This window comes from Mycobacterium sp. E2238 (assembly GCF_001672665.1).
Taxonomy (GTDB): domain Bacteria; phylum Actinomycetota; class Actinomycetes; order Mycobacteriales; family Mycobacteriaceae; genus Mycobacterium.
The window spans coordinates 24,250-32,512 of sequence record NZ_LZKF01000022.1; the positions used below are offsets into that span (position 1 = coordinate 24,250).

The 8,263-nt window shown below is 67.0% G+C and carries 7 protein-coding genes; all 7 read left to right on the forward strand.

What is annotated here, in order from left to right; genetic code table 11:
• Positions 1-68: 68 nt before the first annotated feature.
• Positions 69-884: an ABC transporter permease gene (locus tag A5711_RS01945; RefSeq protein WP_066949488.1), complete on the forward strand. Its 816-nt coding sequence runs from the start codon at positions 69-71 to the stop codon at positions 882-884.
• A 1-nt stretch (position 885) separates the two neighbouring features.
• Positions 886-1,755 carry an ABC transporter permease gene (locus A5711_RS01950; protein WP_067943538.1) on the forward strand — a complete coding sequence of 290 codons (870 nt, stop codon included), beginning with the start codon at positions 886-888 and terminating at the stop codon, positions 1,753-1,755.
• A 5-nt stretch (positions 1,756-1,760) separates the two neighbouring features.
• Positions 1,761-3,074: an MCE family protein gene (locus A5711_RS01955; RefSeq protein ID WP_067943540.1), complete on the forward strand. Its 1,314-nt coding sequence runs from the start codon at positions 1,761-1,763 to the stop codon at positions 3,072-3,074.
• Entirely contained in the window at positions 3,071-4,111 is a 1,041-nt protein-coding gene (locus A5711_RS01960; RefSeq protein ID WP_067943542.1) for a virulence factor Mce family protein, read from the forward strand. Before A5711_RS01955 ends, A5711_RS01960 begins: the two co-directional genes overlap by 4 nt.
• A complete protein-coding gene (locus tag A5711_RS01965) occupies positions 4,108-5,700 on the forward strand; it encodes a virulence factor Mce family protein (RefSeq protein WP_067943545.1) in 1,593 nt (530 codons plus the stop codon). The genes A5711_RS01960 and A5711_RS01965 overlap by 4 nt, the downstream gene beginning before the upstream one ends.
• Entirely contained in the window at positions 5,697-7,307 is a 1,611-nt protein-coding gene (locus tag A5711_RS01970) for a virulence factor Mce family protein (RefSeq protein ID WP_067943546.1), read from the forward strand. The genes A5711_RS01965 and A5711_RS01970 overlap by 4 nt, the downstream gene beginning before the upstream one ends.
• Positions 7,307-8,263 (forward strand): virulence factor Mce family protein (locus A5711_RS01975; RefSeq protein WP_082975627.1); only part of this gene is annotated, 957 nt, incomplete at its 3' end. The genes A5711_RS01970 and A5711_RS01975, both read left to right, overlap by 1 nt.

The following is an 8,263-nucleotide window of genomic DNA, read 5'->3' on the forward strand; positions in this document are numbered from 1 at the left end:
GGGCGAGGCGTGCTACACGTTCCGCCGCGGCGCCCTGAGGCCCGCGGTATCGGCTGGAGGGGGCAGCGGTGACTTCAACGTCGACGAGTCGACAGGGCCCCTACCTGGTCGGCTACGTACGCGACCAGCTGCAGACGCCCTTGACGCTCATCGGGGGGTTCTTCCGGATGTGCGTGCTCACCGGAAGAGCGCTGTTCCGGTGGCCGTTCCAGTGGCGGGAATTCGTCCTACAGTGCTGGTTCATCATGCGGGTGGCCTTCCTGCCGACCATCATGGTCTCGATCCCGCTGACCGTGCTGCTGATCTTCACGCTCAACGTGCTGTTGGCCCAGTTCGGAGCCGCCGACCTGTCGGGTGCCGGTGCGGCGATCGGTGCCGTGACTCAGCTCGGGCCGCTCACCACGGTGCTGGTGGTGGCCGGCGCCGGCTCGACCGCCATCTGCGCGGACCTCGGTGCCCGCACCATCCGCGAGGAGATCGACGCGATGGAAGTGCTCGGCATCGACCCCATCCACCGCCTCGTGGTTCCCCGCGTGATCGCGGCGACCCTGGTCGCCACCCTGCTCAACGGCCTGGTGATCACCGTCGGCCTGGTCGGCGGCTACCTGTTCGGTGTCTATCTGCAAAACGTCTCCGGCGGCGCCTACCTCGCCACCCTCACCACGATCACCGGCCTGCCCGAGGTGGTCATCGCGACCGTCAAGGCCGCCATGTTCGGCCTCATCGCGGGGCTGGTCGGCTGCTACCGCGGGTTGACCGTGCGCGGCGGCTCGAAAGGGCTCGGCACGGCGGTGAACGAGACCGTCGTGCTCTGCGTCGTCGCTCTGTACGCGGTCAACGTCGTGCTGACGACCATCGGCGTGCGATTCGGGACGGGCCACTGACATGTCAACCTCTGCCGTATTGCGCGCCCGCTTCCCGCGGGCAGTCGAGAACCTCAACCGCTACGGCGGTGCCGCGGCCCGCGGCGTGGACGACATCGGGCAGATGGCCTGGTTCGGGGCAGTGGCCGTCGGACACATCCCGCACGCGATACGCAACTACCGCAAGGAAACGTTGCGGCTGATCGCCCAGATCGGCATGGGCACCGGCGCCATGGCCGTCGTCGGCGGGACCGTCGCGATCGTCGGCTTCGTGACCCTCTCCGGTAGCTCCCTGGTCGCGATTCAGGGCTTCGCCTCGCTCGGCAACATCGGGGTCGAGGCATTCACCGGCTTCTTCGCCGCACTGATCAACGTGCGCATCGCGGCCCCGGTGGTCACCGGCATCGCGATGGCCGCCACCGTCGGCGCGGGCGCGACGGCGGAGCTGGGCGCCATGCGCATCAGCGAAGAAATCGACGCCCTGGAAGTCATGGGCATCAAGTCGATCTCGTTCCTGGCGACCACCCGGATCATGGCCGGCCTGGTCGTCATCATCCCGCTCTATGCCCTGGCCATGATCATGTCGTTCCTGTCCCCGCAGATCACCACGACGGTGCTCTACGGACAGTCGAACGGCACCTATGAGCACTACTTCCGGACGTTCCTGCGTCCCGACGACGTGTTCTGGTCATTCCTCGAGGCCATCATCATCACGGCGGTCGTGATGATCACCCACTGCTTCTACGGATACAACGCCGGCGGCGGACCCGTCGGCGTCGGGGAGGCCGTCGGCCGATCGATGCGTTTCTCGCTGGTGTCGGTGCAGGTCGTCGTTCTGGCCGCAGCGTTGGCGCTCTACGGCGTCAACCCGAACTTCGCGCTCACGGTGTAGCCGCCATGACATCACCGTCCAAGGGCCCCGCACAGGTCAATGCCCCCCGGAAGCCGCCGTACAAGCTGGCCGGCATCGCGGCGTTGATCATCGCGTTGGTGGCCGGGGCCCTGATCTACGGGCAGTTCCGCGGTGACTTCACGCCGAAGACGAAGCTGACGATGCTGGCGTCGCGGGCCGGGCTGGTGATGGATCCGGGCTCCAAGGTCACCTACAACGGGGTCGAGATCGGCCGGGTGGCCAACATCTCGGAGACCGTGCGCGACGGCAAGCCGGCCGCCAAGTTCACCCTGGACGTCTACCCCCGGTATCTGTCGCTGATCCCGGCCAACGTGAACGCAGACATCAAGGCGACCACGGTGTTCGGCGGCAAGTACGTCTCGTTGACGACACCGCAGAACCCGTCACCGCAGAAGCTCAATCCGCACACGGTGATCGACGCGCGCTCGGTGACCACCGAGATCAACACCCTGTTCCAGACCGTCACCTCGATCGCGGAGAAGGTGGATCCGGTCAAGCTGAACCTGACGCTGAGCGCGGCCGCCCAGGCGCTGACCGGCCTGGGCGACAAGCTCGGCCAGTCGGTGGTCAACGCCAACGCGATCCTCGACGACGTCAATCCGCAGATGCCGCAGGCCCGTCGCGACATTCAGGGGTTGGCGGCGCTGGGCGACACCTACGCCAACGCGGCGCCCGACCTGATCGACTTCCTCAACAACGCGGTCATCACGTCGCGGACCATCAACGCCCAGCAGAAGGATCTCGACCAGGCGCTGTTGTCGGCGGCCGGGTTCGGCAACACCGGTGCCGACATCTTCAACAGGGGCGGACCATACCTGGCGCGGGGCGCCCAAGACCTGGTGCCGACGGCGCAGCTGCTGGACACCTACAGCCCGGAACTGTTCTGCACCCTGCGCAACTACCACGACATCGAGCCCAAGGCATCCTCGTTCCTGGGCGGCAACGGCTACTCGCTGAACGCCCACACCGAGGCGCTGTCCGGTCTGGGTTTGCTGGCCAACCCGGTGTCGGCGGTGGTCACCCTCGCCAGCCTCGTCGCCGGGCTCGCCGGGCTCGTCGGCGGCGCACCGAACCCGTACACCTACCCGGAAAACCTGCCGCGGGTGAACGCGCGCGGTGGGCCGGGGGGCGCCCCGGGTTGCTGGCAGCAGATCACCCACGACCTGTGGCCCGCACCCGAATTGGTGATAGACAGCGGCAACAGCCTCGCGCCGTACAACCACCTCGACACCGGATCCCCATACGCGATCGAGTACGTCTGGGGCCGCCAAGTAGGGGATAACACGATCAACCCATGAAAATCACCGGAACCATCGTCAGGCTCAGCATCTTCTCGTTTGTGCTGCTGGTCTTCACTGTGATGATCGTCGTCGTATTCGGCCAGATGCGGTTCGACCGCACGAACGGCTACTCGGCGGAGTTCACCAACGTCAGCGGGCTGCGGGCGGGCCAATTCGTCCGCGCCTCGGGCGTGGAGATCGGCAAGGTCAGCTCCGTGAAAGTTGTCGACGGTGGCAAGCGGGCGCGGGTGGAATTCAACATCGACCGCTCGGTGCCGCTGTACCAGTCGACGACGGCGCAGATCCGCTACCTCGACCTGATCGGCAACCGTTACCTGGAGCTCAAGCGCGGCGAAGGCGAGGGCGCCGAGAAGGTCCTGCCGCCGGGCGGCTTCATCCCGACGTCGCGCACCTCGCCGGCGCTCGACCTCGACGCCCTGATCGGTGGTTTCAAACCGCTGTTTCGTGCGCTGGACCCGCAGAAGGTCAACACCATCGCGACCTCGCTGATCACCGTCTTCCAGGGCCAGGGCGGCACCATCAACGACATCCTCGACCAGACCGCGCAGCTGACCAACCAGCTCGGTGAGCGGGACCAGGCGATCGGCGAAGTCATCAAGAACCTGAACATCGTCCTGGACACCACGGTTCGCCACCGGCAGCAGTTCGACCAGACGGTCAACAACCTCGAGGTGCTCATCACCGGGCTGAAGGACCACGGTGACCAGCTGGCGGGCGGCACCGCACACATCAGCAACGCGGCCGGGACGGTCGCCGACCTGCTCGCCGAGGACCGCGGCCTGCTGCACAACACCCTGAACTATCTGGACGCGGTCCAGCAGCCGCTCATCGACCAGCGCGACCAGCTGAACGACTTCCTCAAGAAGGTGCCCACCGCGTTGAACATGATCGGCCGTGCAATTGGCTCCTACGGCGACTTCGTGAACTTCTACGCCTGCGACATCACGCTCAAGATCAACGGCCTGCAGGCCGGCGGCCCGGTCCGCACGGTCCGGCTCTTCCAGCAGCCGACGGGTAGGTGCACGCCGCAATGAGAACACTGGAACCGGCCAACCGGGTTCGCATCGGCCTGATGGGCATCATCGTGACGGTGCTCGTCATCGGCGTCGGGCAGAGCTTCACCAGCGTGCCCATGCTGATGGCCAAGCCGCACTACTTCGGCCAGTTCACCGACACCGGAGGCATCGGTGTCGGTGACAAGGTCCGCATCGCCGGCGTGGACGTCGGCAAGGTCGAGGCCCTCTCTATCGACGGCGACCACGTCCTGGTCAAATTCAATCTCGGCACCGCAACCATCGGCACCGAGAGCCGGCTGGCGATCAAGACCGACACCATCCTCGGTAAGAAGATTCTGGACGTCGAGGCCCGAGGCAATCAGCCACTGAAGCCCGGGGACTCGTTGCCGATCGGCCAGAGCACCACCCCCTACCAGATCTATGACGCGTTCTTCGACGTCACCAAGGCGGCCCAGGGCTGGAACATCGACACGGTCAAGGAATCGCTGCACGTGCTGTCGCAGACCATCGACCAGACCTACCCGCACCTCAGCGCGGCGCTCGATGGCGTGGCCAAGTTCTCCGACACGATCGGAAAGCGCGACGAGCAGGTCAAGCACCTACTCGCCCAGGCCAACCAGGTGGCCAGCGTCCTGGGTGACCGCAGCGAGCAGATCGACCGCCTGCTGGTCAACACGAAGACGCTGCTGGCCGCCTTCAACGAGCGCGGCCAGGCCATCAACGCGTTGTTGGCGAACGTCGCCGCCTTTTCCGAACAGGTCAAGGGCTTCATCAACGACAACCCGAACCTGAACCACGTCCTCGAACAACTGCGAACGGTCAGCGACATCTTGAAGGAGCGCAAAGACGACGTCGCCGCCGGGCTCACCGAGGTTGGCAAGTTCCTGCCGTCCCTGAACGAGGCCATCGCGTCGGGACCGTTCTTCAAGGTGGTCCTGCACAACCTCGCGCTCTACCAGATCATTCAGCCGTGGGTCGACGCCGCCTTCAAGAAGCGGGGCATCGACCCGGAGAACTTCTGGCGCAGCGCCGGGCTGCCCGAATTCCGGTGGCCCGACCCGAACGGCACCCGATTCCCCAACGGGGCACCGCCGCCGGCGCCGCCGGTGCTGGAGGGCACGCCGGAGCACCCGGGTCCGGCCGTTCCGCCCGGATCGCCATGCTCCTACACGCCGGCCAACCCCGGCGGCAACGTCACGGTCGGTGACGAGGGTCTGCCGCGCCCGTGGAACCCGCTGCCGTGCGCGGGTGGGGCCATCGGACCGTTCGGCGGCCCGGGCTTCCCGGCGCCGGTGGACGTGCTGACCTCGCCGCCGAACCCCGACGGTCTGCCGCCGACGCCGGGCATCCCGATCGCCGGGCGGCCGGGCGACCCGCCGCCCGACGTGCCGGGTACGCCCGTCCCGCTGCCGCCGCAGGCACCGCCGGGCGCGCGCACCGAGAACCTGGCGCCGGCCGGACCGACGCCGCCGCCGTCGACGTTCGCGCCCGGGTTCCCGCCGGGACCGGCGGCGCCACCCGGACCCGGTGCGCAACTGCCGGCGCCGTTCATCAACCCGGGCGGATCGGGCGGCAGCGGCGCTGCCGGGGGAGGTAGCCAGAATTGAGCACCGCCTTTGACATCCGGAACATCCGGCTACCGAAGCTGACCCGGGCGACCGTCATCCTCGGATCGCTGGTGATCGTGCTGGCCATCGTCGTCGGGTTCGTCGGTTGGCGGCTCTTCGAGAAGCTGACCAACAACACGGTGGTCGCCTATTTCCCCGCCGCGAACGCGCTCTACCCCGGGGACAAGGTTCAGATCATGGGGTTGCGGGTCGGCGCGATCGACAAGATCGAGCCGGCCGGCGACAAGATGAAGGTCACCTTCCACTACGAGAACAAGTACCGGGTTCCCGCCAACGCCAACGCGGTGATCCTCAACCCGACGCTGGTGGCGTCGCGGGCGATCCAGCTGGAGCCGCCCTACAAGGGCGGGCCGGTACTGGCGGACAACGCCGTGATCCCTGAGGAGCGCACGCAGGTCCCGGTGGAGTGGGACCAGCTGCGCAACAGCATCACGAACATCATCTCCAAGTTGGGCCCCACCCCCGAGCAGCCGACGGGCCCGTTCGGTGAGGTCATCGAGTCCTATGCCAACGGGCTGGCCGGCAAGGGCAAGGAATTCAACACCACGCTGAGCAACCTGTCGCAGGCGTTGACCGCGTTGAACGAGGGGCGCGGCGACTTCTTCGCTGTGGTGAAGAGCCTGGCTCTGTTCGTCAACGCCCTGCACAAGGACGACCAGCAGTTCGTCGCGCTGAACCAGAACCTGGCGGACTTCACCACGCGGCTCGCGCACAACGACCACGACCTGTCGAACGCGATCGAGCAGTTCGACGGTCTGCTGTCCACCGTGCGGCCGTTCCTGAACAAGAACCGCGAGGTGCTGACCTACGACATCAACAACCTGGCGACGGTGACGAACACGATCCTGCAGCCGGACCCGCTGAACGGGTTGGAGACCGCGCTGCACGTCCTCCCGACCGCCGCGGCGAATATCAACCAGATCTATCACCCGTCGCACGGATCGGTGGTCGCCATCCCGGCGATCACGAACTTCGCCAACCCGATGCAGTTCATCTGCAGCTCCATCCAGGCGGGCAGCCGGCTCGGGTATCAGGAGTCCGCCGAACTGTGCGCGCAATACCTGGCGCCGATCCTCGATGCGATCAAGTTCAACTACCTGCCGTTCGGCGCGAACCTGTTCAGCACTGCCGAGACCCTGCCCAAGGAAGTTGCCTACTCGGAAGACCGGCTGCACCCGCCCAACGGATACAAGGACACCACCGTGCCCGGCATCTGGGTCCCGGACACCCCGACGTCGCACCGCAACACCCAGCCCGGCTGGATCGTCGCGCCCGGGATGCAAGGCCAGCAGGTCGGGCCGATCACCGCGGGTCTGATGACCCCGGACTCGCTGGCCGAGCTCATGGGAGGCCCCAACATCGCGCCCGTGCAGTCGAACCTGCAGACGCCGCCGGGGCCGCCGAACGCTTACGACGAGAACCCGATCGTGCCGCCCATCGGGCTGAATGCGCCGGTGCCCATCCAGCCGCCACCGCCCGGGCCGAACGTGGCCCCGGGCCCGGTCGCCCCGACGCCGGCGCCGGTCGCGGCACCCGCGCCGAACGCCGGTGGGCCCGCGGTCCCGGCTGACGGGGGTGGCCAGTGATGAGCGCCCTTCGTCTGATCCGCCGCCGGGCCTGGCAGGCGATGGTCCTGCTGGTGGCCGCGCTGGTGCTGAGCTCCTGCGGCTGGCGCGGGATCTCCAACGTCGCGATCCCCGGTGGCCCGGGCAGCGGCTCGGGCGCCATGACGATCTACGTGCAGGTGCCGGACACCCTGGCGATCAACGGCAACAGCAAGGTGATGGTCGCCGACGTCTTCGTCGGGTCGATCAAGTCCATCCAGTTGAAGAACTGGATCGCCACCCTGACGCTGGGCGTCGACAAGAACACCAAGCTGCCCAAGAACGCCATCGCCAAGATCGGCCAGACCTCGCTGCTGGGTTCCCAGCACGTCGAGCTCGCCGCACCGCCGAACCCGTCGCAGGAACTGCTCAAGAACGGCGACACCATTCCGCTGAAGAATTCCTCGTCGTACCCCACCACCGAGCAGACCCTGGCCAGCCTGTCGCTGATCCTGCGCGGCGGCGGCATCCCGAACCTCGAGGTGCTGCAGAACGAGGTCTACAACATCTTCAACGGGCGCGGCGAGGCGATCCGGTCCTTCCTCGGCAAGCTGGACACCTTCACCGACCAGCTCAACCAGCAGCGCGATGACATCACCCACGCGATCGACTCGACCAACCGGCTGCTCACCTACGTGGGTGCCCGCGCCGACGTCCTCGACCGGGTGCTCACCGACATCCCGCCGCTAATCAAGCATTTCGCCGACACCAAGAACCTGCTGATCAACGCCGTCGACGCGGTGGGACGGCTCAGCCAGGCCGCCGATCAGGTACGGCGAGCCCTTGCCCAGCTCCTTGAGCGGACACTGCAGCGCCTGCAGGTCGGTGTGCAGCGGCCCGCGGGCTTCCGACAGGTACTGGTCGGCGGCCTGGCTGAGCCGTCCCACCGCGTCGACGGCGTTGATCAGCAGGTTCTTGGTGTCGGCGAAATGCTTCGG